Source organism: Corallincola luteus, assembly GCF_004336975.1.
GTDB lineage: Bacteria > Pseudomonadota > Gammaproteobacteria > Enterobacterales > Neiellaceae > Corallincola > Corallincola holothuriorum.
The window spans coordinates 176,980-203,187 of record NZ_SJXE01000004.1 but is presented as its reverse complement, the minus strand read 5'-3'; the positions used below and the strand labels follow the sequence as shown (position 1 = coordinate 203,187).

Below are 26,208 nucleotides of genomic sequence, written 5' to 3'. Positions count from 1 at the left end.
ATTACTTTACCTTTCCGACAATAATACTGACGTTACTTCCGCCAAAAGCAAAATTATTACTCATACAAATAGGGGCTCTCAAGCTGTCCTCAGGTGTCGCTAAGTGAATACCTTTTAAATCGGGATCCTTTATGCCATCCCAAATGTGTGGTGGAAGCAAGCCAGCCTGTTTACCGGTAAGTTTAAGAAGCAGGCAGCAAAAGGCGAGTTCGATAGCACCTGCAGCCCCTAGCGTATGACCAATCATCGCTTTGGTTGAGCTACAGGGGATCTTGTTGCCAAATATGCGGTGAACAACTTCGCTTTCCATTTCGTCGTTTTTCGGCGTTGCCGTACCATGGAGGTTCAAATAGCCGATATCATTTGGGGATAACTCTGCGTCATTAAGCGCTGCTCTAATTGCGCGCTCTGCGCCTTTCCCTGAGGGCTCCGGTGCTGAAATATGGTAGCCATCAGATGATTCTCCGACGCCTAAAATCGCTATGTCAGCTGGCTCACTTGAGACAACGAATAATGCAGAGCCTTCTCCGATGTTGATTCCCTGTCTGTTCAGACTAAATGGCTGGCATCTGTCAGGCGACAAAGACTCCAAAGCATCGAATCCGTTTAGAGTCAATCCGCACAAGCTATCTGCTCCGCCGACAATTACCGCATCACATACACCGGAGCTGATTAGCCGGGAGGCTGAAGCAAATACTTTACCCGATGAAGAGCAAGCGGTAGAAACCGTATATACAGGCCCATCAACATCAGCCAATTTAGATAGAAAATCAGAGACGCTGCCTAACTCTTGCTGTAGGTAGCGATACTCTTTTGGAAAAGGATGATCATTCGAAAGACTATCGATTAGGCGTTCACCTTCGGCGATACCTGCTGTACTTGAGCCTAAAACTACCCCTATACGCGCTTTACCAAAGAGGCTCTTCATTTCGTCTATCGTTTCTTGAACTTGAAGATAGCTGTGCATCAACAATTGGGTGTTACGACAATTGTAATCAGTTAACGATAGTGGCAATTTTGGAAGAGGATACTGCACTCTGGCAATGTAGGTACTGCGACCACTGTTGAGCGCTCCAGATGGTTGTAGTGCATTCGTGTCGCCTGAAATTAATTTTTGCGTGACACCGAATCTATGGTCACCTAAGGGACAAGAGATACCAAATCCATTGATATACAATTTACTGCCCATGTTCGTCACTCTCAGATAGCGGTTGAATATTAAGCTGATAGTTTAGTTGATGATGCACTAGTTCAACGGCAGATCGCCAGCGGCTATTGTGCTGGTACTGAATCGTCATAACTAACAATCCATCCTGCCATACTTGGCGAGTTAAACCGTCATCTGCAATCGTAAACCCTAATGGTTTTAAGGCGTTGGCCAACGAGTTGGTTGGCCAGTAGGTTAAAAAGAAATCACCAAGTATATATTCAGGTTTTAGTGCAATATCAACAATCGGAGCTTGCAAAAACGTAATATCGTGCCCGTCATATCGTAAAACGAACAAAGGTGAGCCCCAACTAGCGATGGCACTCATTAATATCTCGTCCGATGATAAGCTAATCACAAAGGGTAGCGCTTCTGTCCTCGTATCATAATGAAACGTAACGAGTTGAGAAAGGCTGTCAGGATAAGGTTCGGTGTCGCCGAGTAATGCCGGTCTAACATCATAAAGTGCGTTGGATATGGGCTTAGGAAGTGATTCGCCTTTTTGTGGGTGAGCACAGCTAGCTAATATGAAGATAGTGAGGCTGACGATAGTGCAAAAAACAAAACGCAAGTGGACTCCGGGCTGACTATTCCGTTCGACAAACGCGAATTTTACGGGTTTCAACTGCTCAGGACTATCAAGAATATCCCCCTTTTTGATCCGTATCGTGCTGGAAGGCAAGGGGACTCAAAAGGTAGGCAAATATAATTCCTAGACTAACGGTTATCCCAACCGCGCTGACCGCTGGCGTAGCACTCAGCCCTAGCAGCCCGAAGCTAAGCATTGTTGTAGTTGATGCCAGCGCAATTGAGAGAAGTGTGGTTTCTGGATTTTTCTGGGTTTCGGCGAAGAAGATTGAATAATCGATGCTTATTCCGGTGACGAGGATAAGCGCTAGTGCATGAAATAAGTTTAGTGGGACGCTAGCCAAGGACAGTGCTCCAAGTGTTAGTAAACACCCTCCGGCTGGTACTGAAATAACAGCAACAGCACGACGCCATGAATAACGGAAATTTAGCAGAGCAAAAATGACTACGTATGCTAGTAGGAGTAGCCAACTGATCTGTTGTCTGTAGCGTCCGAATAGCTCGGAGTACTGTTCAGCTGGGTCAATCACGCGAACGTCGTGAGGTAAGATTTGTTTAAGCTCGTGAGTGGATAGTGTGCTTTGCATTAAGGTGATCGCAGCGTTTTTCTTATTTGCGGCATCATCAATCCATAAAAAGCGCCACGGCGCAGATGCCGGGCTATCTAACCATTCCGTTAATGTTAACGCGTTAAACGAGGCGCCCTTTAGCCGATTGACTTGCTTGTGCGCAGTCTCTTCTGGAAAGCCGGCAGTGACCAATGCCGTGTAGGTTTTTGGTACGACTTGCCTTAGATACAGGTTGTAATCTAATTCCTGCTGTCGAGCACTCGGAACAAATCGAGACAGCCCAATAACCTTGCTGTCATTTGAAGATTGTTGAATAAGTTCGACGACCTCTTCATCCATCTGCAAAAGCGATTCCGCATCATCACTTGTTGATAATAGAAAACGTGGCGAGTTTGCCCCCCCTAACAGCTGCTTGAATTGCTGTTCCATGGATTGCAGGGTGGGATCTAAGCTTTGTAAATTACGAATATTGTCATCATTTTTTTGCAAAATAAGTGCTGGAATGCAAGTAAGCATGACAACTGCCGCGATGATACCCCGCTTGGACATGTTTAACTGCTGCCAAAACTCGATGAGGGCTTTGTTAGCCCAAGGCACTTTATTGGCAGGCTTACGTCTTGAAGACATGAACGTTGGAAACGCCAAAATGACCGTGAGGTAAGCCGAGCAAAGACCGGTAGCAGAAAAAAGCGCGACTTGGCGAAGACCTGGGAATGGCGCAAGCGATAAAGCTGCATAGGCCGTTGCGCTAGAAAATAACCCGAGGCTGATACCTGGGAAAATCTTGCTTACAGTATCTAGACCAGGGTTGTCTTTGTTGGCTTGGCTTTGGTGTGAGAAATAATGGAAGGCATAATCAATTGATACTCCAATAAGGCAGGCACCAAATACCAAAGTGAAAATATGTATAGAGCCAAAAACGATATGTGTTAAAAGTGCAGCCGCAACGATACCTACACTAATAGCCACTCCTGCTAGGATTAGTGGTGTTAATGATCTAAACACCCATACCATTAATAGTAATATACCAAGAATAGAACCGACGCCGATTGTGCTTATTTCACTGCGGGCGGAGTCAGCACCGTACGCGGCATAAAAGGCTGTGCCAGTATAATTGATAGTGAGCTCTGGGTGTCGCAGCTTTACGTCGTTAATTGTAGTTAGCAGTTTTTCTTGTACACGAAAATTATATGGATCCGCTTTGAGCATTAGTGGAAGAAACAACCAGTTGGCATCGTCGCTTTTATGCCATAAGCGTCCATTCTCGAGAATGAGTTTGTCACTTTGGGCGCGTGACATCATGAAATTCCGGAGCGTTAATGCTGGATCATTCAAGTATTCTTGGGGAGATATGCCGACAAAAGGATTATAGAAAGCCACCAAACCAGATGTGAGCAGCGTGTCGGCATCTACTTCTAATTGTCTTCTTGTCGTGTCAGAAAACAGCTGATGATGGTAGTTCCGATAGAGGTCGGCCAGTTGTGATTGTTCACTGAGTTGTTCTTTGATATCAAATAGCTGAGATTCCAGTAGCTCTGACTCAATGAGTGGGGCCAGTATTTTCAGTTTTTCAGGGGCTGCGTGCGAAATAAGTAAAGCAATTCGTCGACCCTGGGTTAAGGCTAATCGCTTTGATGCGTGGCTTTCTATCGGGGATTGTTCCGCTTCAGGAAACAGCGCCATTAGGTTTGTATTAACTTGAAAACCTTGCTTAAAAATGACAAACGATAGGACGGCCAGTGTAAAAATTTTCGTTAGCCAAATAGAAAAAAAGAGTCTTTTTGCCTTCATTAATGAATCAATCTTTGTTTCTGTTGAGGGGTTAATTGTAATGATGAGTTAAGGTTGTCAAATATTAGTTCTTGCCGATTGCCTTTTATATCCGTGATATCAATGCTTCGGATCTTTTTGTTGCCTGTGACTATTATCTGCTTTAATGCCTTCGATATAAGTGGATCGCGGGGTATTAAGCCAAGTTGCCAGTCTTTATCTGAATGCATCAAGTAGGCGGAAAAGCTGTCATTAAGCCCACTGTGATCGCCGCGGAAAATGGCAAAAAATATACGGCCAATCGAAAATGGCAGAGGGTTTTGAGTGGCATTTATCTCGATCGGTGATGCATCTGCAATTTGTTGAACCATTTTCTCTTGGTCCATCCACAAACGAGAAATGAAAGGCTTTTTTTGGGCCCAAAGCAGGCCTAGTTCTGGTGCAAGGATGAAGTCCCCATGACTACGAATAGCTGCATCCATGCTAGCAATATGTCTAACTTGAGTATATTCAGCACTGATGACAAGGTCTGCATTGCCGAAATTTGGCAGCGTTGATGTGTCTTCAACAGCATTCTCTGGAGAGAATAGTTCATTGGCATGAGTAACTGAGAGACTCAAATACACTAAACTGATTAAAAAGAGGACTTTTATCATGGTTGCAACTTCTCAATAAGTATTGAGGGTGAACAGAAACACATTTCTCCCGACTCGATATCGACGGCTACCTGTATTGTAAAGCCCTTGGTAATCGTAACAGCCGTCTCTTTATCTGTGATGCGATACTCAATTTTTAATCTGTTTTCATACTCGACTATAGTTGCTTGCACGTTAATCTTTTGAAAAAAAGTCGAGCTCTTAACGTACTTTACTCGCATGTCGACGATAGGCCATGAAAAGCCTGACTTGGCCATATCTCGATAGCCGTAGCCAATTTTTTCCAATAACGCACAACGAACAAGTTCAAAGTATTTTACGTAGTTTCCATGCCATGTGATCCCCATTGGATCAGTGTCAAAAAAGGGCACTTCCACTTCGATAGTATGTGACGTTAAAAGTGATTTTGATTTAGCCATAGAGTGGCCACTTCTGTTCTTGGATCAGGGCTACAGTAGTTCGAAGCGTTTCTTCGAGAGGCCGATCTTCATCGATCACAGGGCATAAGCGATCCAAATCTTCTTTCATTGCTCGAACGTTAGGTGTTAGTTGCTGGCTGCCCAATTCGCCATTTCGAATTCGAAGCTCTAGTGATTGCTTCGCTGCAAGAAGAACCGCCGCGGCGACTTGTTCGGTGAGTTGCAATACCCGTAGACAATCTCGAGCAGCGATCGTGCCCATACTGACTTTGTCTTGATTATGGCACTCAGTTGACCGACTAAAAACACTCGCTGGCATAGTGAGTTTTAGTGCTTCTGCTGTCCACGCGGATGTTCCAATTTGGACAGCTTTGAAACCATGGTTGATCATGCTTCTTTCGCTGGTGGCACCAGATAAGTTTGCGGGTAAGCCATGATTAAACCGTGTGTCCATCATCAAGGCCATTTGACGGTCCATCAGATCAGCCAAATTCGCTACTGCATTTTTCATTGAATCCATGGCGAATGCGATATGGCCTCCATAGAAGTGTCCCCCATGCATGACATGCTCCCCTTCTCCATCAATGATGGGGTTATCGTTTGCGCTGTTTAACTCATTTTCTATGAGTTGGCGCGTAAAGGGCAGGGCGTCCTGCAGCACGCCTATAACGTGAGGTGCACAGCGTAGAGAGTATCGATCCTGCAGTCGAGAAGAATTGCGAGGCATCTCTTCATGGGTGAGGTCTGAGCGCAGCCAAGATGCGATCTGTTGTTGACCTGGGTGTGGTTTGACCGAAAACAGAACTTCATCAAAATGAAACTCATTGCCTTGGAGGCCGACCACGGCCATAGATGTGATCCTGGTACATAACTTTGCCAAATATGTTGCTCGGTAGTGGGCAATACATGCAATACCTGTCATGACAGCTGTGCCATTCATTACGGCAAGTCCCTCTTTGGGACGCAATTTAATAGGGACGAGGTTTAGTCTTGCCATCACGTCTTTAACTGGCAATACATCGTCTCCAAAGTATGCATCTCTTTCACCAATGAGTGCTGCAGCTACATAAGATAACGGTGTTAAATCACCACTGGCACCGACGGATCCCTCTTGTGGTATCAAGGGCAATAAATCCCGATTTATGAACTCGCGTAACAATTCCAGAAGGTCACGACTAACGCCTGAGTAGCCTTGAGCAAGAGATGCTAGCCTGCTGGCCAAAATAGCTCTGGTCTCTTGTTTCGAGAAATGGTCACCTAAGCCGCAACCATGGAAGCGTGTTAAATGCAGCGGTAACTCAGGGACTAAGTGAGGCGGTACTGCGACCGTACATGAATCGCCATAGCCCGTTGTTACACCATAGATTGCTCCATCTTCCGTTAATAGACGCTCAAGAAACTCAACTCCGGCGTCCACGCGTCTCCAGAAGGAGGGGGCATCAGTGAAAGATACTTTGCGCCGTTGGCAACTAATGGCGACAACATCCTCAATGGATACTGATTCTGCGCCAAAACAGACTGTATTTTTTACTGCGTTCACTCTATTTGCTTCTCTTCTCAGAAGTTTCTGGTGCTTGCCAGAAATCAAAAAAATTAAACCATTGCTCAGGGTATCGTACTACCCAGCTTTCAAGGGCTTCACTATATTGTGTGACATATCGACCCAGTGCCTCATCGCGCGTTTTCCTTGGTAGCACTATTTGATCTGAAAACGGCTTAAATCCAACCTCAAAGCGCTTACCATTACGCGCACAAAACATGGTGAATGTAGGGCATTGCAATATACTGGCTAAAATAAACGGTCCTTGTGAAAAAGAGGCTTTTTGACCAAGAAATTCAGCTTGAGTGATACGATTTCGCGCTCCTACGGGGGTTCGATCTGCTGCAATAACGATAATCTCGCCGTTGTCGACCATATCTTTCAGCTGGATTGATGTATCAATACCTATTTCATCTAGGTGGATCAAATTGAAGTCAGCTTCAGCGTTAATGTGCTTCAATACTTTATTAAATTTTTGCGCATGGGTATTGAACACCAGAGCATTAATTTTTGTGATTTCCGGAACCTTTCTCCCGAGCGCTCGGCAAACCTCAATATTACCAAAATGGCTGACAAACAGTATCGCGCCTTTACCATGCTTTAAAGCGTTCCTTAGCGCGTTTTCACCAGTAATGTCTAAATCATCGATGGTGATATCACCAGCCCAAACGGCTAGCTTATCGAGCATCGCTTCGCCAAAGCTTAGTAAGTGTTTATAGGTTTGCCGCCAACCAGGCTTACTGGATGTGCCTGTTCTGCTAAACCTAAGAACGTGCGACCAGTACTTTTTGCATACAAATCTTACTTCGCTGCTCGTTGCCACGTAATACAGCATGACGAATTTAAGGAGTAGGGAGAATACTGGCCTGCCAAGTAAACGATAGCTGTGGTATAGCGCGAGCATGAGCCTGACACCACCACGCTCAGGAGTGTCTGACCAGTGTGCTTTACGTTTTCGGAATACTAGAAAGGGCAGCCTTTTCAACATGCCAAAGAATAAGCGTGTGTGCATCCAAGATATACGGAGGTTATCTTCTAGCCCGCGAAAGTGCGACACCCCATCTTTGGGATAAATGACTTTTGTTGGCATAGTGATTATTTGAACACCATGCCAATAAAGGCGAACCATGATCTCAGGATCAAAGTCCATGCGCTGCCCTAGGTTGGCAGAATCTAGTACCTCTACACATGGTTTTATAGGGTAAGCTCTAAAACCACACATAGAGTCTTTGATACTAAAAGATAGCGTCTCTATCCATACCCAAACGTGTGTTATATAGCGTGCGATGTAGCGGTGTGTCGGTACCGATTCATCATATTCAGGCTGTCCACTAACGAGTGCGTTAGGGTTTTCGTGGGCGAGTTTCACTAACTTGGTCAGATCATTAAGATCATGTTGTCCATCTGCGTCAACCTGTATGGCATGGCTATACCCTAATTTAGCGGCTTTCCTGATGCCAGCCATTACTGCGCCGCCTTTCCCTAGGTTACTTGGCAAATGGTCAACACTAACTAGCGTATTTTGAGTCGCCAACGTATCCAAAATTTCATGCGTTGATGCATCACTACCATCATCGACTATGAGTATTGGCAGGTTGTAGGTAAGCAGGGAAGAAACCGTCGCACCAATAGTGCTACCGTGGTTGTAGATTGGGATTATTATGCAAGGTGAGTAATTCACGATGTGAACAAAATCCTGCCGGAGGCATGCTTATGCTCAGGCGACGTATATTCAAATTGAACGGACTGCTTCTCTTGGTTATAGCTTAGCGACAAATTAAGTAATGAACAGGGTTTTACAACTTGCTGAAACTTTAGGTTGTCTACCCCTTTGAAGACAGCGTTCAGTATGAAATATTGTTTGGCGAAGTGCTCAGCCCAATTGAGTAGTGCAACGCCGGGCAGGATAGGGGCATTCGGGAAGTGTCCTTTAAAATAGGGGAGAGCATCGTCTATCGTCATTTGAAGTGTGACAGACGCTTCACTAGTTATTACGTCACTCACTGTAGGTAGTTCCATCTATGTATTCTCCTCGATGAATAGCGCTTGTAGCTGCCGCTCAACACGTTTTCCCTGTTTGTTTATTGGTAGATGCGTGCAATAGCGAAAGTACCTTGGCAATAATACACGATCGAAACGCTGTTGCAGATATAGCCTTATGGCTTCGTTACAGTGATGTTTTCCATTCTCCGCTAGTAAGTTATTGCCGTTTTGGGTTAAGGCAACCACAAGGGCAACGCGCTCTCTTCCCCTCTTAATGACAGTGAGTGCAGCGGCCTCTGCAACTAATGGTGATGATTGGGCGTGAGCTTCTAATTCCAGGAGATTTAAACGCTTTTCACCAATTTTAACAACGCGGTCTGCGCGACCTTTATGGAGGAAACTTCCGTCGTCCAGAATTTCAATTTGATCTTGAATATGTTGAGTTCCCCCCGCGTACGGTGAGCTAACGACTAACGTACTGTCTTCTGACATATCAATCTTAACTTGAGGCAGTGGTCGCCAGGCCGAGTCATCAGCGAGTTGTTGGCGCCATGCTATACCACCCGTTTCTGTACTTCCTAAAATCTCATAAATGGCACTTCCAAGTATGGCTGACGCACGTTGACTGTCCCCAAGTAAGAGTGGCCCACCTGAGGAAAATGTACATGATAACCGTGAGGTGGTGCCATCATTATGCTGCAGGCACTTCAGAAAAGCGGGACTTGAAATTAGGGCATAGCGTTCTTCAGGTAAAGCTGAAAGTTGCTCCTGAAATTCTATCTGATCGCAGCAAAACGGCTGCAGGCTTTGTATTGGCAGAAGTACCTGGAACAGGGTGCCATAAATGTGTTGGTGGGATACCGTTGCGATAAAATGGCAGCCTTCGAGCTGATCTTTAAACAAGGTTCTTAGCGTTAAGACTTCATCTAGCAGTTGATGGAAACTTTTAGTGATTTTTTTAGGCTCACTGGTAGAGCCAGAAGTAAACATGTGTATCTGACTTTTACTGAGTGATAAATCTAGCTCCACGTTGTGTTCTTGCTCGGTAAGTGAAGTCGAGTTGGTTGCTATTACAGGGTGCTTGCGAAACGTTAGAGGCTGATCTGAGATGACTGCATCGAATACGTTCGAATGGGCTTCTAAGGTTTCACTCAGCGAATTTGGTAACATGACAATATGTTGGTCAAGACCGATACTTGCATAGAGTGCGACAGCGAAAGAGTAGGCATTGTCGCAACATAACGCTAAGTGCTTTTGTTTATCGCCGAGCGTTTGTCGTAAACGTAACTGCAGTGCCCCGATCGCGCGACGAAATTCACCTCGTCTTATGAGCGTTCCGTCAAGCGAAAATGCGACCAGCACCTCATCTTCTTGGGTTAACTTCTCCATGATTTTGATGTGATTTTCTTGCGTCATAATTTAGCCGACTTTCAATACAAAACGTCGAAAAATTAATTCTCCAAGAAGCAGTATTCCCATCATAATGTATGCGATGAAGCCATTATAAAATGTCCACTCCTCCAATGAGCAATAGAGGGCAGTATAAAGTGCAATACTTCCGTTAACCACAAAGAACACCGTCCATATCCAAGTCACTTTCCGAGTATAAATGATGCCCTCTTCGGGTAACTCTGGATGCTTCAGTCTCGCTAGTTGTTCAATAATTGTTTGTCCGTAGAGCAAGCTTTGACCAAACAAGATAAACATGGTTGTGTTTACTACAACAGGATAAAAGGTCAGCGATAGTGTTGAATCTGAAGCGATAGCGATCAGCGCTAGCGCACAGCCGATGATAGAGAGCGGCAAAACCAATTTCTTGCTGGTTGATTTCGCTGTGAAGCAAAGCCGGGCAATAAATAACCCAATCAGGATAACCCCAAGCTCACTTACTTTTAGATGTTTGAGACCCAAATACACCAAAACGGGGTAGCTTATGACTAGTACCAATAGTGTGATGGTGACAAGAGCCTTTAACATACAAAATAGGTCTAGCGCACAAGGCCAGCTATTGCTTCGACGACATCACCAACTGTTCGGACGCTCTTAAACTGGTTCGGAGCCAGTTTCTCACCTGTAAAATTTTGCATTCTCACAACAAGGTCGACAGCATCAATTGAGTCTAAATCAAGATCTTTATACAAATTGGCTTCTACCGTGATTTCGGCTGGGTTGAGCTCAAATAGATCAACCATAGCGCTTCTAACCTCATCAAGTATTTGCTCTTTTGTGTACATCACGTCGCCCTTACTCGGTTTTACTACTGACGAATTCAGCTAAAGTTTGTACTGAATAGAAATGCTTGCGCGTTTCCTTGGAATCAGTTTCCAGCATTACATTGTAACGCTTCTTTATCGCGACGCCGAGTTCTAGTGCATCAATAGAGTCCAAGCCTAACCCGTCGACGAACAGCGGAGCCTCGTCTTCGATATCTTGTATCGAAATATCTTCAAGATTCAACGCATCTATTATCAACTGTTTAATCTCGACTTTTAATTCTGTCACTTTACTTTCTCTCTTCTTCTAAACACTGAGCTAAATATCTTGTTAGTTGTCGGGCTGCGACTGAATACTCTTTGCCGTCGCCGAGAAACTCATTTGATTGGATCAGTTTGCCTACTTTTAGCGAAAAGTGGGGTTTGATCGTCGGCACATTATACCAAGGTTCGTTTTTCGCAAGTGTTGTTGGAACGCAAGTTATGTGAATAAGCCTAATAGGGGCACCCGTGCGTAACGCAATTTGTGCTGCACCTCGCTGTAACTTAAGAGGTTGGGCAGGCACGGTCCGAGTTCCTTCAGGAAAAATGACAATATTTCGACCTTCTTGCAAATGCGATTGGCAGGTTTGGATCACTGACTCGCCAGCGTTGTTGGGTATGAAGCCAGCTGCGCGCATGACACCGCCAAGTAAAGGATGTTGCCACAATTTTTGTTTTACGATGCAGTCAAACCTTTCCATCATCGCCCCCAGCAGCACGATATCAATAAGGCTAGGGTGGTTTGCTACAATAATCGCGCCGCGTTGGAGCTTGAGAGCTTCAATACCTTGCGTGGATAATTCCATAACGCCCAGTTGTTGCATCACCCTTGTAAAAAATAGAAATGCCTTGCTAATCGTTGATTGTGTCAGGTTTCGACGGCGTGCAGGTTTAGGAGCGATAAGATAAATCGCGGGAAAAACAAAAATTGTCAACAAGAAACCACCCAGCCCAAAGCTTAAGAAGCAAAACCCTGTAGCTATGACTCGCCATGTCTTAGAAATTGTATTTATCATTGAAATTGCCAAATCCACCGCTTGTCAATTTCTTCGGCGTTTCCAATTAGCATTGACTGCATGAATTGCCAGGGACTTGATAAACTATTATTTTTTGTAGGTTGAACTTGGCTGGCCGAATTCTTTATTAGTGAAATAGTTTGGCTGGTTATGGACAAGGGGTTTGACTCTAACACCAGAGCAAATGCTATATCCTCTTGATGTGATACATATGGGCGGTATTGTGATGGCACTGTTTCGTCAAACACGATCATCAGTACCTTTTTGTCACGGTTTAGTCTCAGAAACGCGTAGGCTTCAATCCATGCTTGTTCAACCATATCCCTTGTCGCGGCAATCGAAGTTGAGGGGATATAGGTTTGATTGATGATCCCATGCAGGCCTGATGCGGTGTTATGAACCGACTGCGCAAAAGCCATTGGCGATAGCTCATTTTGCGTTACAACATCTTCCAGCAATTTAACGGTTCTGTGGAGTTCTCCATGTCGGCTGCAAAATAGGCTGAAGTCTACGGACAACTCTTCACAAGCCTCGTTAGCGACTTGTAACGCCATTTTGGTTAGTCGACTGCATCGACGTCTTTGCATTGGCGGAATGCATTTTGCCTGAGGTACTTTTGGCTCTTCCATTGTCGGCGGTACACCAGCCCAGTTTTCCCAGGCTACTTTGGTTTCAAGCGTGGGTGCCCATGCTGACCAATTGACGAGTTGTAGAGGGAATTCTTCCACTGCTTACTTACCGATTCCGACGTTGTTGGTGACTAGTTTAACAAAGGGGCGCGATTTTACCGATTCTGCATCCTCGTATGCAAATGTATATCTTAAAATTCTAACTTAAAGGTTGGATAGTTTGAGCCGCAGCAACAAATTTGTGACGATTAGCTAAAACCAGTCGAGGAGATTTAGCATTATATGTTAAGGTCGCGCCAACTTCTGGTGAACGCTGGCTAGCGGTAGTCAATTAACTTTAAGGATGATTAAAGGTGTCCAGGAAAATATACTTTTTGTTTGTGATAAGCATACTTTCGATGTTTATCGGTGGCTGTCGCTCAACGCCTGTTAATGATTTGAATAATCAATCAATACCTCCTGGTTTATCGATTGCACAAGTGTCGAAAGCAATACTTAAAGCGGGTAATACTAGGGGGTGGTTAATGAATAAAGTTGAGGAAGGGCATATTGTCGCCGAGATCCATGTTCGCTCACACTTTGCTGCTGTTGATATTCGATATAACGAAAAGAATTATCACCTCTCTTATAGAGATAGTGACAATCTAAAGTATGACGGCCAAAACATTCATAAAAAATATAATCAGTGGGTAAATAATCTAAATTTAGACATTCACAACTCACTGCTGATTAACACATTGTAATTAAAAGAAATTAACATGCCAGATTATTATTCGAATGATGAGCGTTCAGCACTTGAAGCTCGTTCCGAGGCCCAGCGAATTGCATTTGCTCCGTTTATTTTTCAAGCGACAATTGCCGCTAGGAATCTGGGTTTGCTTAAAGCGCTGTATGACGCGCGAGAGGTTGGGCTAAGTGCCGAAGAACTGTCAGAAGAGACATCTGTATCGGTTTATGGCGTTAAGGTCCTCTTAGATATGGGGCTTAGTGCTGGTATCGTTTGGAAGAAAGAAACTAATTATGTTTTGTCGAAAACAGGTTTCTTTATCCTCAATGATCCAATGACAAAGGTGAACCTCGACTTTACGAAAGATGTTTGTTACGAGGGACTGAATGCGCTAGAGGCTTCAATTAAGTCTGGTAAGCCTGAAGGATTAAAAGTATTTGGTGATTGGCCAACAATCTATCCCGCTCTTTCGTCTTTGCCTGAGCCTGCTCAGTCGAGTTGGTTTGGGTTTGATCATTATTATTCTGATCACTCTTTTCCAGAAGCGTTTCCAATCGTGTTAACTCATCGACCTAAGACCTTGATTGATATCGGCGGTAACACTGGTCAATGGGCCCGTTATTGTGTCGAAAATGATGATGAGCTAAAGGTTATCGTCGTCGACCTGCCAGAGCAGATTGATTTATTGCAGGAAAGTATGACCGGTCATGCAGCCACGGATCGCGTTAGCGGAAGGGCTGTTAATATGTTAGAAAGCGGCGCGACACTGCCCAGTGGCGCCGATGCTATTTGGATGAGTCAATTTCTAGATTGCTTTTCCGAAGCACAGATCTTGGACATATTGAAAAAGTGCTGTAATGCATTGCCAGAAAACGGTTATCTCTACATTATGGAGACATTTTGGGATAGACAGCCGTTTGAGATGGCAGCCTTGTCTGTTAACGCTACATCGCTTTATTTTACTGTGATGGCTAACGGTAATAGTCGCATGTATCACTCGAGCGATATGAAGGCGCTTATGGGTGAGGCTGGTCTTACAGTGACGCGGGAAGTTGATAACGTGGGTCTTGGACATACGTTGATTGAGTGTCGCCGGGTAAGTGCCTAATTCCACTGCACCGTCTAAATCGAGATACGAAATAGGGATAAATAATGAAGGTAGTTGTCACTTTGATATTGGCATTATCGATGTTCGGTATGCAATCAGCATTTGCTCGAGATGATCTTGTGCATGTGAATATCAAGCAAGTATTGAATTCTGCTGATGGCGTGAAAGTGCTTAATCCAGACGTAAAACTATTTTTTGGTGAGCAAACTCACGCTACGCCAGCGAAGACATTTGGTGAAGTTGTCACGAACAAGAAGACTAACGCATTTGCGAAAAGTGATGAAGAAGCATGTGCATGGGTGTTTTTATCTGCAATTAAAGCACTTCAGCAGCGTGCAGTGAAAGAGGGGCACAATGCAGTTGTTGGCATCACCTCATACTATAAGAAAAGAAGCTATAGTAGTGAAGAGAAGTTTGAGTGTGGTGCCGGTACGGTGATTGCTGGTGTGGCTCTAAAAGGAATGATTGTCTCTTTGTAACCACTATAGATTGTCTAAGTTAAGTCAGGTTTAGTCTGTGAATGCTCAACCTGACGTAACTTAATACCTATTGCATCTTCATTATTCATGCTGGTTCATTTTACCTAGCTTCCTTGGTAACACTGTTTTCCCACCATTCGAATAACTCTTGGGTTTTAAGTATGGTGGTATGTGTCGCGTTTATTCCTCTGATATGGGTGGCTGACTTTTGATAAGAAGTAGCTAACTGACTTTCGAGAGTTACTGAACCATCGCTATTTTCCCGGCTTAAGCCTTGATTTCTGTAAGCAAAAGCCAAATTGAAATCAAATGTGTTTACCATGTTTTGTTCCACAAGTTGGCTGAGAAATTTGCTTTCCGGTTGCATGTCAAACCAAGATGGAACCACTTGCGGTGCCATTCTTACGCCTGAACGTGCACTTTTATGTCCAAGCCAAGGAGTGGCGATTGTTGTTAGGCTACCGCCATATGTGCAAGACGGCCCACACCTATTAAGTGCGCCTCGACTAATCAGTCCTCCCATACTATGCGCGACAATATGAATCTCTTCAAAGTGCTGCGCTTGATGCAGGTGCTGTAGAACGAGGTTCAAATGATAGCTAACTACGCTCAGGCGCAGGCCTGAGGGGTAGGAGTATACCCAAGGTTGAAATTTAGTAAGATCCAGGTTGTCGATGAAGAGAGAAAATTGTTCTGGATAACCACCCATTCCATGAACAAAAAGAACGGGGATTTTATCAGCTACGTAGGGTTGTAGCTGAAATATACCCAAAGGTTTTGTTTTAACAAACTTATTAGGTTGCCATACGCCGATTTGAGCGCCGCTTACGCCAATATTCAAGTCGTTTAAGTCAGTGACAGCACCAACCATATTTAGTTGCTGACCTGGTAGGTATGCAATGTCAAAATTCAACACATCATCTATAAACGTTTTGTTAAGTGCTGCCGTCTGGTCGATAACTATTTCCAAAGTTCCGGTCGTCATGTTCATTGTTAGTGGCGATGGTTGTCCCCAGAAGCCGTAGCGCTCCCCTGGGTTATATCTCCCATCGCTATTTCGATCTTCGATAGCTATTAAGAAAGAGGGCTGCTTTGATAAAATCACTAAAAAAGAAAGACTTTCAGGTAACCTCTCAAATGTTCGCATTAGATAATTTTCACCCTGTTTCTGATAACGAACTAGGATGATAGGACCTTCAGCCGGTACTGCATCATTTACAACTACCTGCCCGGAAATGAGACGCCTCTCTTCGCGCATCTCCTCCAAATCATTACCCAAGCGCATGAAGTTACAACCAGATATGCCAACAGATAGAAACAATGCGATAAAGATTTGGAAGCTTTTGGGGAGGAACTTCATTTGGATTGATTCGCCTGCGGTTCGTAACTTGATGATATATAGCCAACATATTGCAAATGTATCTTGGAGGCAATTAAAAGCATCAAACCCATACCTAACTTGTATGGCTTGGATCGTTGTTATACGTAGACTTAGTTCTTGATTCTTGGCATTAGGTCTAAGGGGCGCCCTTTATCTCCCTTCGTATAGTCGCAGACACCATCAGGAAATATTTTGCCTAATGTGTGAAGGTGCTTAGTCATATCTATATCACCATATATGCCTGAAGCAATGGCTTGTTTGATAGGTATTCGATGACAAATAAATACACTACCTTGCCAAGGTCCTCCTGCTTGGATCCGAGATGTGCTAAACATGGGGTATGTTTGGTGGCACTTCCCTTGTTTTCTTGCATTCCATTTCCCATCCCATACGGTTGGGCCTTGTGCGATGGTGTCACCATTGGCATCAATGCAACGATCTTGGATGGCGGTAGGGCGGCTGTTTGCTGCCGTGCGCTCTGGACTAGATAATAAGTTCATCATCCAGTTGTCCATCGCCTTGAATGCTTCTTTTTGTGGATCGAAATCTGGGTGCGCCACCCAGATCACCTGATTGTCTCGGTTACCTTTCCAGTTGATTATGCGCTGTCTTGCTTCGAAGCTCGCTGAAACATGGTGCATGTTAAGCTCTGGTTCGAGATAGTGTCTTATATCCAAAACTGGGATGTTGATATTACCGATAAATATTTGGCCACTGCGATAGGCTGATTTTATTGCTTTTAAGCTGGCCTTAGTGCGAGGCGCTACTCCGGTGTTCGGATCTGGTGCTGTAATATTGTGCCGGCTCCATAAGCTCATCCATAATGGTTTTTTTTGTGGACCGAAAACGGTATATAGCTTTTCTGGCGCCATCTCGTTTTGTGGCTTCCATCCTCCTATTTGCCGGTTTAAATCAAGGAACTCGTCAGGCGATATTTCTCGATTTATAAGTGCGTTAAGACCGTATTGCACACCACGGTTGTCCCATGTCGTGTTGGCATGACCGCTCTTGTCACGACCAAAGAATCCGACCATATCTTCCCAGTAGCTCCAGTGAACTTGTTGTCTAACCGCTTTGGAAAAATAGGATCGTAGGTAGCTTTGTCTTGGATTGTGTATGAGTGAAGTTAAACCAAACCAGCCATTTTGACATTCACTGTTTCCTTGGGGATATTCGGGCCATACCCCAGCCGCTAGTTGGTTTATGGGTTGTAGCCAAGCGTATCTATGGATATGTCCTTGCTTGGTGTTAACACCCAAGATCGAGCGTCTTAAATTCCAGTCGCTCCACTTAGAACGATTGAGTGACGTGACAGAAAAATAATGCTCAATTAGTTCACAATCTAAGCCATATATTGTCTGCGACACCATGTCAGAGTAGCTATATAGGGGGAGGGCAGCATCAATCAACCCCGGTCGATTTTGAGCAATCAGGTATTGCGCCAACCCCCCGCCAGAACCACCAACACCTACAGTATAAATAGGATCGCCATACAAGCTGACAAACTGGGATTTCACTCTGGCAACGGTATCTTCGGCGAGCAGCATATTATAGGTATAGCTGGTGCGATTAGCTGTTGATGTAACTAACGCGTAGCCTTGCGCCAATTGTGCTGAGCGTTTCTCAATAAGCCCACGTATCCTAAGCTTTCCTTGCCTAAAACCAATCCCCGAACCGCCCTTGAATTGGTAGATAAGGCGCTTGTTCCAAAGCTGTGATGAATCTCTTTCGGGCGATTTTGGCCAGCTTACCGGCATCGCAATCATATAGAGATAGCGATTAATACTGCCCGTTTCTACGCGGATAATATAAGGCGTTAATTCACTGCCTAAGTCTATTTTTGCAACGTCTTCGTATTCTGGTGGGGCGTCGAAATTAAAGCGTGTAAATGAGCCATCTTTTTCTTGATAGTAGTAGTGCAACGTCGTCTCTATTAGGCAATCTTTACTATATCCAATTTTATGACTTTCGTTCCCTGCAAAGGCTTGTTGGTAGATCGGCACCCCTAAGCCTGCATTATTATCGACCAACGGCTGTCCCAATTGGGAGTCCACACTCATGCAAAAGAATGGGTATTGGTTGGTGCCGGCATAAAGCGGCTTGTCAGGGCCTACGCCCCCCAGTGGGATTGGAAATGGAAATGACTCAACAGGCCGCGGGGTATCACGTATGTGCCGTTTTACTGTCGACAATATCGGTATCGTCCGATTTACATTTGGGTAGTTAGCTACTTGCCTATGCTGGTACTTGTCTACAAAAGTTAACCATTGCCAGCCGTAGAAGCTGATTATCGAGACTAGCACTATCTGTAATAAAATCTTTAAGCGTGAAATAGACGGCCGATACCCCATGACTAAACTCCAGCTTGATAGACCGTCTAGTAATTATGGGTGAGGTATCGTTACTTGTGTGGTGCCAGACCCACCTATTATTCTGGTTATTGATATAATTTCCAAGGTTACAAAGGGTTAGTTTGCTCAGAAAATTAGCGAATAAAACATACCAAAAACGTACTGTCGGAAGGAGAGCTTTGATGAAGAGCTTTCTAGTTAGATGTTTGTAGTATTTGTATTTTATTGAAAAGTCTAACATTGGCTAATTGGGAAATAAAAAAAGCCCTTCAGAGAAGGGCTTTCTATATACAGCGAGTATCAGCGTAATACCTTACGGCAGGTAGCTTTTACCCATCAAGAACGTATCTACTTCGCGTGCTGCGCGGCGGCCTTCGTCGATAGCCCAAACAATTAAGCTTTGTCCGCGACGGGCATCACCCGCAGCGAATACGCCCGGCACGTTTGTGGCGAACTTGTCATAGTCAGCTTTGGCGTTTGAGCGCGCATCTTTTTCAACGCCCAATGAATCAAGCAAACCACCTTCTGGACCCATGAAGCCCATGGCTAACAGCACGATATCCGCTGGGTAGACCTTCTCACTACCTGGTACTTCAACTGGCGCCATACGGCCATCGTCAGTCTTTTGCCATTCAATGGCGACAGTATGAACAGCTTTGACGTTGCCTTTGCCATCATCTTCGATGTGCTTAGTCATCATCTGGTAATCACGCGGATCATCACCCTGTACCGCGACGGCTTCCTGCTGACCATAATCAACCAATTTCACCTTCGGCCACTGAGGCCAAGGGTTGTTATCAGCACGTTCTGCTGCCGGCTCAGGCATGATTTCAAGCTGAATAACGCTCTTACAGCCGTGGCGTAATGATGTGCCCACACAGTCGGTTCCGGTATCACCACCACCAATAACCACGACATTTTTGTCTTTGGCATTGATGTAGTTACCGTCTTTATGTTCACTGTCGAGCAGGCTCTTGGTGTTTTTACCCAAGAACTCCATCGCGAAGTGAATGCCATTCAGCTGGCGACCTTCTGCAGGCAGATCCCTTGGCACGGTTGCACCCGTTGCGATAACAACAGAATCAAAGTTGCTCTTCAGTTCGTCTGCAGAGATATCTTTACCGATTTCAGTGTTGGTGACGAAGACGATGCCTTCTTCAGCCAACAGATCCACACGGCGCTGAACGATCTCTTTCTGCAGCTTCATGTTAGGAATGCCATACATCAGTAAGCCACCGATACGGTCAGCACGCTCATAAACGGTCACCATATGGCCAGCACGATTAAGTTGCGCAGCGGCGGCGAGGCCCGCAGGGCCTGAACCGATAACAGCGACAGTTTTACCTGTGCGGCGTGAAGGAGGCTCAGCAACTACCCAGCCCTCCTCAAAACCGCGTTCAATGATCGCGTATTCGTGATGCTTAATAGTGACCGGATCGGCATTGATGCCGAGAACACAGCTGCCTTCACACGGGGCAGGGCAGACGCGACCGGTAAACTCGGGGAAGTTGTTGGTTTTGTGCAGTAACTGCAGCGCTTGCTTCCAGCGACCGTTATAAACCAAATCATTCCATTCCGGGATGACGTTGTTTACCGGGCAGCCAGCAACGGCTGGGGCGTACTGTGATTCGCCTGATTGGCAAAATGGCACGCCGCAATCCATACAACGACCGGCTTGCTCTTTGATGCCATCTTCCGGCATATGTTCATGCACTTCTAACCAATCGATCAGGCGCTCTTCTGGATGACGATCAGCTGGCAGCGCACGTTCTACTTTCAAAAATCCTGTTGGGTTACCCATGATTTCTTCTCCTTTCCGGCTCAGGCTTTCTGAGCTGCCAGATTTTTCAGGTGCATGTCGAAGGCTTCTACAGCCACGTCATAGTCGGATTCAAACTTGCCACTGGCACGTGCAACATTCATGTAGGCTTGCATCTGTTTGTAATCGACAGGCATTACTTTAACGAACTTGGCGATGGCTGCATCCCAATCCGCTAAGAGTTCTTCTGCCACATCTGAACCGGTATTTTCTTTGTGTTGTTCGATCAGGGCCTTGAGCTCTGCGCTTTCTGCCGCATCTTCGATCTTCTCAAGCTCAACCATCTCCATGTTGCACTTGTCAGCGAAGTCGCCATTGACGTCTAGTACGTAAGCCACACCGCCGGACATACCTGCAGCGAAGTTACGGCCTGTTGCACCCAAAATCACGGCTTTACCTCCGGTCATGTACTCACAACCGTGGTCACCTACACCTTCAACAACCGCAGTGACGCCAGAGTTACGTACGCAGAAGCGTTCGCCAGCGATACCGCGAATAAAGGAGATACCGTCAGTGCCACCAAAGAAGGCAACGTTACCGATAAGGATGTTGTCACGTGGTGCGAAAGGCGCCTCTTTGGCTGGGTAAACAACTAATTTACCGCCGGAAAGCCCTTTACCGAAGTAATCATTAGAGTCACCTTCGAGCTCGAAACGGATCCCCTTGGCCGCAAAGCAACCGAAGCTTTGGCCCGCAGAACCGTTGAACTTAACCTTAACCGTGTCTTCCGGCAGGCCTTCGCCTTTATACTTCTTCGAAATCTCGTTGGACAACATGGTGCCGACACTGCGGTCTGTGTTGATGATTTCGTAGGCCAGGTTGACCTCGGTCTGATTGTCGAGAGCAGGCTTGGCATCAGCAATTAACTTGCGGTCGACAATGTCATCAATCAGATGCTTTTGTGGGATGCTGTTATAAAGGGTTTCACCACCATGGTTGTCTGCTTTAAACAGTACTGGGGTGAGGTCAACGCTCTTGAATTTCCAGTGGTCGATATCGTCACGAATCTCGAGGCACTGAGTCTGACCAACCATTTCATTAATGGTGCGGAAGCCCAGTTCAGCCATCAGTTCACGCAGACCTTCGGCCATCATGGTGAAGAAGTTAACGACGTTATCTACTTTACCTTTGTAGCGTGCGCGCAGCTCAGGATCCTGAGTCGCAATACCGACAGGGCAGGTATTGAGGTGGCACTTACGCATCATGGTACAACCTTCAACAATCAAGGCTGCGGTTGCAATACCCCATTCTTCGGCACCCAGCAGTGTGGCAACGGCCAAGTCACGTGGCGTCTTCATCTGGCCATCGGCCTGTACCGTAATACGGCTACGCAACTTGTTGCGTACTAGGGTTTGATGCGTTTCAGATAGGCCAAGTTCCCATGGCAGCCCTGCATGCTTAATTGAACTCAGAGGCGATGCACCTGTACCACCGTCGTAGCCAGCGATAAGGACAACGTCTGCGTAACCTTTACATACACCGGAGGCAATGGTGCCAACACCGGCTTCTGATACTAGCTTAACGTTGACACGTGCTTCGCGGTTTGCGTTCTTCAGATCGTAGATTAGCTGCGCTAAATCTTCGATGGAATAGATGTCGTGGTGTGGCGGCGGTGAAATCAGACCTACGCCTGGGGTTGAGCCACGTGTCTTACCGATCCATGCATCGACCTTGTGACCAGGCAGCTGACCACCTTCACCTGGCTTAGCGCCCTGTGCCATCTTAATCTGCAATTCTTCTGCGTTTGCCAGATAGTAGCTAGTGACACCGAAACGACCGGAAGCAACCTGCTTAATCTTCGATAACTTCGAATCGCCATTGGCTTCAGGTGTGAAGCGGATTGGATCTTCGCCGCCCTCACCAGAGTTACTCTTGCCGCCAATACGGTTCATGGCCATAGCCAATGTTGTATGGGCTTCCCAAGAGATGGAGCCAAATGACATGGCGCCAGTCGCGAAGCGTTTGAAGATGTTTTCTACTGATTCGACTTCTTCTAACGGTACGGAAGCGCGATCAGATTTGAACTTCATCAAACCACGGAGGGTGAATGCCTCGGTGCTTTGGTTATCAACGTTTTTCGCGTATTCACGGAACGTGTCGTAGTTATTTTCTTCTGTTGCGTGCTGTAACAGACGAATGGTTGTTGGGTTGAAGAGGTGACGTTCACCGTCTTTACGCCATGCGTAATCACCGCCTGACTTCAACAAGTCATCGACATGAATACGATCCGCTGGTGGGAATCCTTCACGGTGGCTATCAAGGGTTTCTTTAGCTATCTCGTTAAGGCCGATACCTTCGATACGAGTTACTGTGCCGGTGAAGTATTTCTGAACCACGTCAGAGCTGATACCCAGGGCTTCGAAGATCTGAGCGCCTTGGTATGACTGCAACGTCGAAATACCCATCTTGGAGAAGATCTTCAGCAAGCCGCTATTGACGGCTTTAACGTACTTATCGAAAACCTGTTGGTCGCTGAATTCGCTTTTAATTACGCCGTCATTGCGCAGTTCCAGCAATGTTTCCAGCGCCAGATAAGGGTTTACTGCAGATGCACCATAACCGATCAGTGTTGCAAAGTGATGGGTTTCACGTACGTCACCCGCTTCAATGATCAGGTCCGCTTTAGTGCGTAGGCCTTCGCGGATCAGATAATGGTGAACGGCTGAAGTGATCAGCAGTGAAGGGATGGCGGCATGATCGCTATCGGTAGCGCGGTCACTCAAGATAATGATTGAGTAGCCATCTTCGACGGCATCTTTCGCATAACGGCAAACGCGATCAATCGCTTTCTCTAGTTCGCCATCTTTTCCTGTCGTTGCGAATACCGTATCCAGTGTTTTTGACTGGAAATGGTTATGATCAATGTGCTTCAACTTCATTAACTGCGCATTGCTGAGGACGGGTTGCTTAATCTCAACCTTATGGCAGTGAAGCGGTGTTTCAGTGAGTAGATTTTGGTTACCGCCAACATATGTGCGCAGCGACATCACCATCTCTTCACGGATAGGGTCGATAGGCGGGTTAGTTACCTGGGCGAACAACTGCTTAAAGTAGTTCGACAAGTTCTGCGACTTGTCAGACAGGATAGCCAGCGGGCTGTCTATGCCCATGGCGCCTAAAGGCTCTTTTGCTGTACCGACCATTTGAGCCAGAATCAGGTTCAAGTCTTCGTTGCTATAACCAAACGCTTTCTGGCGTTTACGCAGATCGGTAAGCACGGGTTGAGCAACTGATGCGGCAGGGGTAGGGAGGTCATCAATAACGATCTTGTTCTCGTCTAACCATTTTGCATAAGGCTGGCGTGAACAGATATCTGTTTTCACTTCATCATCGGCAATGATGCGACCTTGCTCCAGATCAGCGATGAAGATCTTACCGGGTTGGAGGCGGCCCTTTTGTACCACTTTTGATTGGTCAACAACCAATGCACCGGTTTCTGAACCCATGACAACGATGCCATCATCAGTGACAAGATAGCGAGAAGGGCGTAAGCCGTTCCGGTCTAGTGTTGCACCAATGACGTTACCGTCTGTGAACGAGATAGACGCAGGTCCGTCCCATGGTTCCATGATGCAGCTGTAGTACTCGTAGAACGCACGCTTAACAGGGTCCATGTCGGTCTGACTCTGCCAGGCTTCTGGTACCACCATCATCATCACTTGTGCCAGTGGGCGACCGCTGAGTACTAATAGCTCAACCGCCATATCCAAGTTAGCTGAGTCAGAATTTCCGCGGTTACAGATAGGAAGCAACATCTCCATCTCTGCATCGGTGAAGTTGACTGTTTCAAACAGCGCTTCACGGGCGGCCATCCAGTTGACGTTACCTTTTACCGTGTTGATCTCGCCGTTGTGAGACATATAACGGAATGGTTGGGCGCGACGCCATGCTGGGAATGTATTGGTAGAGAAGCGCGAATGGAACATGGCCAACGATGAAGTTACATCATCGTTTTGCAGATCCAGATAATACTTACGCACCTGAGCGGTCGTTAACTGCCCTTTATAGACAATTGTGCGTGTTGAAAGTGAAGCGATATAACAATCGTCTTTCTCTTTCACCACACTGTTATTCAGTGTGTGGCCAGTGTATTTGCGCAATACAAAAAGCTTACGCTCAAATTCTTGCTGAGTCAGCTCGGCCGGCTTTTCGATAAATACCTGTTCGGTAGTTGGTTCGGTATCGAGCGCGGCTTGACCGAGGCTAGAGTTGTCTCTTGGCACTGGGCGGTAGCCAAGCAAGGTCATACCTAATTTCTGAATGTTTTGATTCAGAATGTTACGACATTTGGCTGCTTCTTCGAGGCTTGGTGGGAAGAACACCATACCAACACCGTAACCACCGGCTGCAGGTAAGGCAAAGCCAAGCTTTTTTGACTCTGCATTGAAAAAATCGTGAGGGATCTGGATCAGAATACCGGCACCATCACCACTATCAACGTCACAGCCGGTACCACCCCTATGTTCCATGCAGGTCAGCATGGTCAGAGCGTTTTCAATAATGTCGTGAGACTTCTCGCCTTTTAAGCTGGCGACAAAGCCAATTCCACAACTATCATGCTCGAAATCAGAGCGATAAAGGCCAGTAGATTGTTTGCTACTAGTGGTCATCTAACACTTCCTATATCTGGGTGCGTGTCGGTTAACGGGATGCACCTATTTTCGTTGGATCAGGCATTTACGCTATTGCGTTTACTTCTATGAGTAGCTGGGCGCGTGTTACCGCCTCAGTGCCGATCGATCCCTGTAATGTCACTTTCTTTAATACGACGACCAAGGGGGAACACGCTTGGTCAGACGCGCATTTTTATGCGCAGAGCATTAGGCTCCGTACAATTAAGAAAGATCCGAACCGTGGTTTATACCATTATGCGTGGGTAATTTCTCGCTTTTTATTCGAAAAATATGCATGAATATTTAGGTTTTAGCTATGGATATGCATAATACTGCTTGAAATAGCAGCAAATCTATTCTTCCAGTGAGGGTTAATTTTGCAATATCTGTGCATCCAAAGCCATGATTCAAAGCAGATTAGGGTTTAGAATACGTTGACCGCTTCTAACCCTATGTTTTTGTGTATGAGGAATAATAGAGATGCCTACGTTTGATGTTGTTTCTGAAGTCGATGTCGTGGATGTGAAACACGCTGTGGAAAATGCGAGTCGGGAGCTGAACAACCGTTTTGATTTTAGAAATGTCGAAGCAAGCTTTGATTTAAAGGAACTGGTGGTAACCATTAAAGCGGAAGGAGGTGATTTCCAACTGCAGCAGATGGAAGACATGCTGCGTGCCGCAATGGTTAAACGAAATGTCGATCCCAAAGCGATTAAAATCGACGAAAAGGATATCCATAGAGGTAAGTCATTTAGTCGTATTGTGCGTTTTCAGCAGGGACTCGATACTTTGCTTTCAAAAAAAATAGTCAAGTTAATCAAAGAGAAAAAGCTAAAGGTTCAGGCGTCTATTCAAGGTGAAAAGGTGCGGGTTACCGGCAAAAAGCGTGACGACCTGCAGTCCGTTATCGCAATGCTAAGGGCGGAAGAGTTAGAGCAAGCGCTTCAGTTCGATAATTTTCGAGATTAAAAATGACTTGAAGCGCCATTCTTTTGTTTTTCTATCAAAAGGATGGCGGTGGTACACTGTCTGAAATTGCAGTCTTAACTGCGTTTTAAGATATATCTAAACAAAACAATCGCCCGTTGGCGCCAATAA

At 45.7% G+C, this 26,208-nt stretch carries 22 protein-coding genes; 4 read left to right on the top strand and 18 right to left on the bottom strand.

Annotated elements, in window-relative coordinates:
- Nucleotide 1: 1 nt before the first annotated feature.
- The 14 genes from EZV61_RS10470 to EZV61_RS10405 all read right to left on the bottom strand — a co-directional run bounded on the left by EZV61_RS10470 (nucleotide 2) and on the right by EZV61_RS10405 (nucleotide 12,731).
- Entirely contained in the window at nucleotides 2-1,189 is a 1,188-nt protein-coding gene (locus EZV61_RS10470; RefSeq protein WP_131415505.1) for a beta-ketoacyl-[acyl-carrier-protein] synthase family protein, read from the bottom strand.
- Nucleotides 1,179-1,778: a DUF3261 domain-containing protein gene (locus tag EZV61_RS10465; protein ID WP_165569579.1), complete on the bottom strand. Its 600-nt coding sequence runs from the start codon at nucleotides 1,776-1,778 to the stop codon at nucleotides 1,179-1,181. Before EZV61_RS10465 ends, EZV61_RS10470 begins: the two co-directional genes overlap by 11 nt.
- A gap of 67 nt (nucleotides 1,779-1,845) precedes the next feature.
- Entirely contained in the window at nucleotides 1,846-4,155 is a 2,310-nt protein-coding gene (locus EZV61_RS10460; RefSeq protein WP_131415501.1) for an MMPL family transporter, read from the bottom strand.
- Nucleotides 4,155-4,790 (bottom strand): outer membrane lipoprotein carrier protein LolA, encoded by a 636-nt coding sequence (locus EZV61_RS10455; RefSeq protein ID WP_131415499.1) that lies wholly within the window; start codon nucleotides 4,788-4,790, stop codon nucleotides 4,155-4,157. Before EZV61_RS10455 ends, EZV61_RS10460 begins: the two co-directional genes overlap by 1 nt.
- Nucleotides 4,787-5,209: an acyl-CoA thioesterase gene (locus tag EZV61_RS10450; protein ID WP_131415497.1), complete on the bottom strand. Its 423-nt coding sequence runs from the start codon at nucleotides 5,207-5,209 to the stop codon at nucleotides 4,787-4,789. Before EZV61_RS10450 ends, EZV61_RS10455 begins: the two co-directional genes overlap by 4 nt.
- Nucleotides 5,202-6,749, bottom strand: coding sequence for an HAL/PAL/TAL family ammonia-lyase (locus tag EZV61_RS10445; protein WP_131415495.1), 1,548 nt, complete (start codon nucleotides 6,747-6,749; stop codon nucleotides 5,202-5,204). Before EZV61_RS10445 ends, EZV61_RS10450 begins: the two co-directional genes overlap by 8 nt.
- 1 nt (nucleotide 6,750) lies before the next feature.
- Nucleotides 6,751-8,430: a glycosyltransferase family 2 protein gene (locus tag EZV61_RS10440; RefSeq protein ID WP_205695368.1), complete on the bottom strand. Its 1,680-nt coding sequence runs from the start codon at nucleotides 8,428-8,430 to the stop codon at nucleotides 6,751-6,753.
- The gene (locus EZV61_RS10435) at nucleotides 8,427-8,768 is read right to left on the bottom strand and encodes an ApeI family dehydratase (protein WP_114336693.1); all 342 of its coding nucleotides are present in this window, start codon (nucleotides 8,766-8,768) and stop codon (nucleotides 8,427-8,429) included. Before EZV61_RS10435 ends, EZV61_RS10440 begins: the two co-directional genes overlap by 4 nt.
- The gene (locus EZV61_RS10430) at nucleotides 8,769-10,148 is read right to left on the bottom strand and encodes an AMP-binding protein (RefSeq protein ID WP_131415491.1); all 1,380 of its coding nucleotides are present in this window, start codon (nucleotides 10,146-10,148) and stop codon (nucleotides 8,769-8,771) included. It lies immediately after the preceding gene.
- Nucleotides 10,149-10,151: 3 nt separating this feature from the next.
- The gene (locus tag EZV61_RS10425; RefSeq protein WP_131415489.1) at nucleotides 10,152-10,709 is read right to left on the bottom strand and encodes a COG4648 family protein; all 558 of its coding nucleotides are present in this window, start codon (nucleotides 10,707-10,709) and stop codon (nucleotides 10,152-10,154) included.
- A gap of 11 nt (nucleotides 10,710-10,720) precedes the next feature.
- Nucleotides 10,721-10,966 (bottom strand): acyl carrier protein, encoded by a 246-nt coding sequence (locus tag EZV61_RS10420; protein WP_114336690.1) that lies wholly within the window; start codon nucleotides 10,964-10,966, stop codon nucleotides 10,721-10,723.
- Between the two features lie 10 nt (nucleotides 10,967-10,976).
- Entirely contained in the window at nucleotides 10,977-11,234 is a 258-nt protein-coding gene (locus tag EZV61_RS10415) for a phosphopantetheine-binding protein (RefSeq protein WP_114336689.1), read from the bottom strand.
- Between the two features lies 1 nt (nucleotide 11,235).
- Nucleotides 11,236-12,003 (bottom strand): lysophospholipid acyltransferase family protein, encoded by a 768-nt coding sequence (locus EZV61_RS10410; RefSeq protein ID WP_131415487.1) that lies wholly within the window; start codon nucleotides 12,001-12,003, stop codon nucleotides 11,236-11,238.
- On the bottom strand, nucleotides 12,000-12,731 hold the full coding sequence (locus tag EZV61_RS10405; RefSeq protein ID WP_131415485.1) for a beta-ketoacyl synthase chain length factor: 732 nt from the start codon (nucleotides 12,729-12,731) through the stop codon (nucleotides 12,000-12,002). Before EZV61_RS10405 ends, EZV61_RS10410 begins: the two co-directional genes overlap by 4 nt.
- Before the next feature lie 299 nt (nucleotides 12,732-13,030).
- Here EZV61_RS10405 and EZV61_RS10400 point away from each other — a divergent pair, with 299 nt between their 5' ends.
- Genes EZV61_RS10400 through EZV61_RS10390 form a run of 3 tightly spaced genes read left to right on the top strand, consistent with a single transcriptional unit; the run spans nucleotide 13,031 to nucleotide 14,946 of the window.
- Nucleotides 13,031-13,375, top strand: a complete 345-nt coding sequence (locus EZV61_RS10400) for a hypothetical protein (protein ID WP_131415483.1) — start codon at nucleotides 13,031-13,033, stop codon at nucleotides 13,373-13,375.
- Nucleotides 13,376-13,390: 15 nt separating this feature from the next.
- Complete coding sequence (locus EZV61_RS10395; protein WP_114336685.1) at nucleotides 13,391-14,467, top strand: methyltransferase; 1,077 nt, start codon at nucleotides 13,391-13,393, stop codon at nucleotides 14,465-14,467.
- A gap of 44 nt (nucleotides 14,468-14,511) precedes the next feature.
- The gene (locus tag EZV61_RS10390; protein WP_114336684.1) at nucleotides 14,512-14,946 is read left to right on the top strand and encodes a hypothetical protein; all 435 of its coding nucleotides are present in this window, start codon (nucleotides 14,512-14,514) and stop codon (nucleotides 14,944-14,946) included.
- 100 nt (nucleotides 14,947-15,046) lie between these two features.
- Here the strand turns inward: EZV61_RS10390 and EZV61_RS10385 are convergent, their stop codons facing one another.
- From EZV61_RS10385 to gltB, 4 genes are all read right to left on the bottom strand, one after another.
- Complete coding sequence (locus EZV61_RS10385; protein ID WP_131415481.1) at nucleotides 15,047-16,306, bottom strand: esterase/lipase family protein; 1,260 nt, start codon at nucleotides 16,304-16,306, stop codon at nucleotides 15,047-15,049.
- 131 nt (nucleotides 16,307-16,437) lie between these two features.
- Entirely contained in the window at nucleotides 16,438-18,678 is a 2,241-nt protein-coding gene (locus tag EZV61_RS10380; protein ID WP_131415478.1) for a DUF6351 family protein, read from the bottom strand.
- 313 nt (nucleotides 18,679-18,991) lie between these two features.
- Nucleotides 18,992-20,479, bottom strand: a complete 1,488-nt coding sequence (locus EZV61_RS10375) for a glutamate synthase subunit beta (RefSeq protein ID WP_131415476.1) — start codon at nucleotides 20,477-20,479, stop codon at nucleotides 18,992-18,994.
- A gap of 20 nt (nucleotides 20,480-20,499) precedes the next feature.
- A complete protein-coding gene (gene gltB, locus EZV61_RS10370; RefSeq protein ID WP_131415474.1) occupies nucleotides 20,500-25,107 on the bottom strand; it encodes a glutamate synthase large subunit in 4,608 nt (1,535 codons plus the stop codon).
- Nucleotides 25,108-25,590: 483 nt separating this feature from the next.
- Between gltB and EZV61_RS10365 the strand changes: the two genes are divergently transcribed.
- Nucleotides 25,591-26,079, top strand: a complete 489-nt coding sequence (locus tag EZV61_RS10365; protein ID WP_114336679.1) for a YajQ family cyclic di-GMP-binding protein — start codon at nucleotides 25,591-25,593, stop codon at nucleotides 26,077-26,079.
- Nucleotides 26,080-26,208 lie beyond the last annotated feature (129 nt).

Excerpts from the sequence above, each read along its gene's own strand:
- EZV61_RS10470 (WP_131415505.1), bottom strand. The coding sequence starts at position 1,189 with ATGGGCAGTAAATTGTATATCAATGGATTTGGTATCTCTTGTCCCTTA.
- EZV61_RS10390 (WP_114336684.1), top strand. The coding sequence starts at position 14,512 with ATGAAGGTAGTTGTCACTTTGATATTGGCATTATCGATGTTCGGTATG.
- EZV61_RS10385 (WP_131415481.1), bottom strand. The coding sequence starts at position 16,306 with ATGAAGTTCCTCCCCAAAAGCTTCCAAATCTTTATCGCATTGTTTCTA.
- EZV61_RS10375 (WP_131415476.1), bottom strand. The coding sequence starts at position 20,479 with ATGGGTAACCCAACAGGATTTTTGAAAGTAGAACGTGCGCTGCCAGCT.
- EZV61_RS10455 (WP_131415499.1), bottom strand. The coding sequence starts at position 4,790 with ATGATAAAAGTCCTCTTTTTAATCAGTTTAGTGTATTTGAGTCTCTCA.
- EZV61_RS10460 (WP_131415501.1), bottom strand. The coding sequence starts at position 4,155 with ATGAAGGCAAAAAGACTCTTTTTTTCTATTTGGCTAACGAAAATTTTT.
- gltB (WP_131415474.1), bottom strand. The coding sequence starts at position 25,107 with ATGACCACTAGTAGCAAACAATCTACTGGCCTTTATCGCTCTGATTTC.
- EZV61_RS10400 (WP_131415483.1), top strand. The coding sequence starts at position 13,031 with ATGTTTATCGGTGGCTGTCGCTCAACGCCTGTTAATGATTTGAATAAT.
- EZV61_RS10430 (WP_131415491.1), bottom strand. The coding sequence starts at position 10,148 with ATGACGCAAGAAAATCACATCAAAATCATGGAGAAGTTAACCCAAGAA.
- EZV61_RS10435 (WP_114336693.1), bottom strand. The coding sequence starts at position 8,768 with ATGGAACTACCTACAGTGAGTGACGTAATAACTAGTGAAGCGTCTGTC.
- EZV61_RS10365 (WP_114336679.1), top strand. The coding sequence starts at position 25,591 with ATGCCTACGTTTGATGTTGTTTCTGAAGTCGATGTCGTGGATGTGAAA.
- EZV61_RS10420 (WP_114336690.1), bottom strand. The coding sequence starts at position 10,966 with ATGTACACAAAAGAGCAAATACTTGATGAGGTTAGAAGCGCTATGGTT.
- EZV61_RS10450 (WP_131415497.1), bottom strand. The coding sequence starts at position 5,209 with ATGGCTAAATCAAAATCACTTTTAACGTCACATACTATCGAAGTGGAA.
- EZV61_RS10410 (WP_131415487.1), bottom strand. The coding sequence starts at position 12,003 with ATGATAAATACAATTTCTAAGACATGGCGAGTCATAGCTACAGGGTTT.
- EZV61_RS10425 (WP_131415489.1), bottom strand. The coding sequence starts at position 10,709 with ATGTTAAAGGCTCTTGTCACCATCACACTATTGGTACTAGTCATAAGC.
- EZV61_RS10380 (WP_131415478.1), bottom strand. The coding sequence starts at position 18,678 with ATGGGGTATCGGCCGTCTATTTCACGCTTAAAGATTTTATTACAGATA.
- EZV61_RS10395 (WP_114336685.1), top strand. The coding sequence starts at position 13,391 with ATGCCAGATTATTATTCGAATGATGAGCGTTCAGCACTTGAAGCTCGT.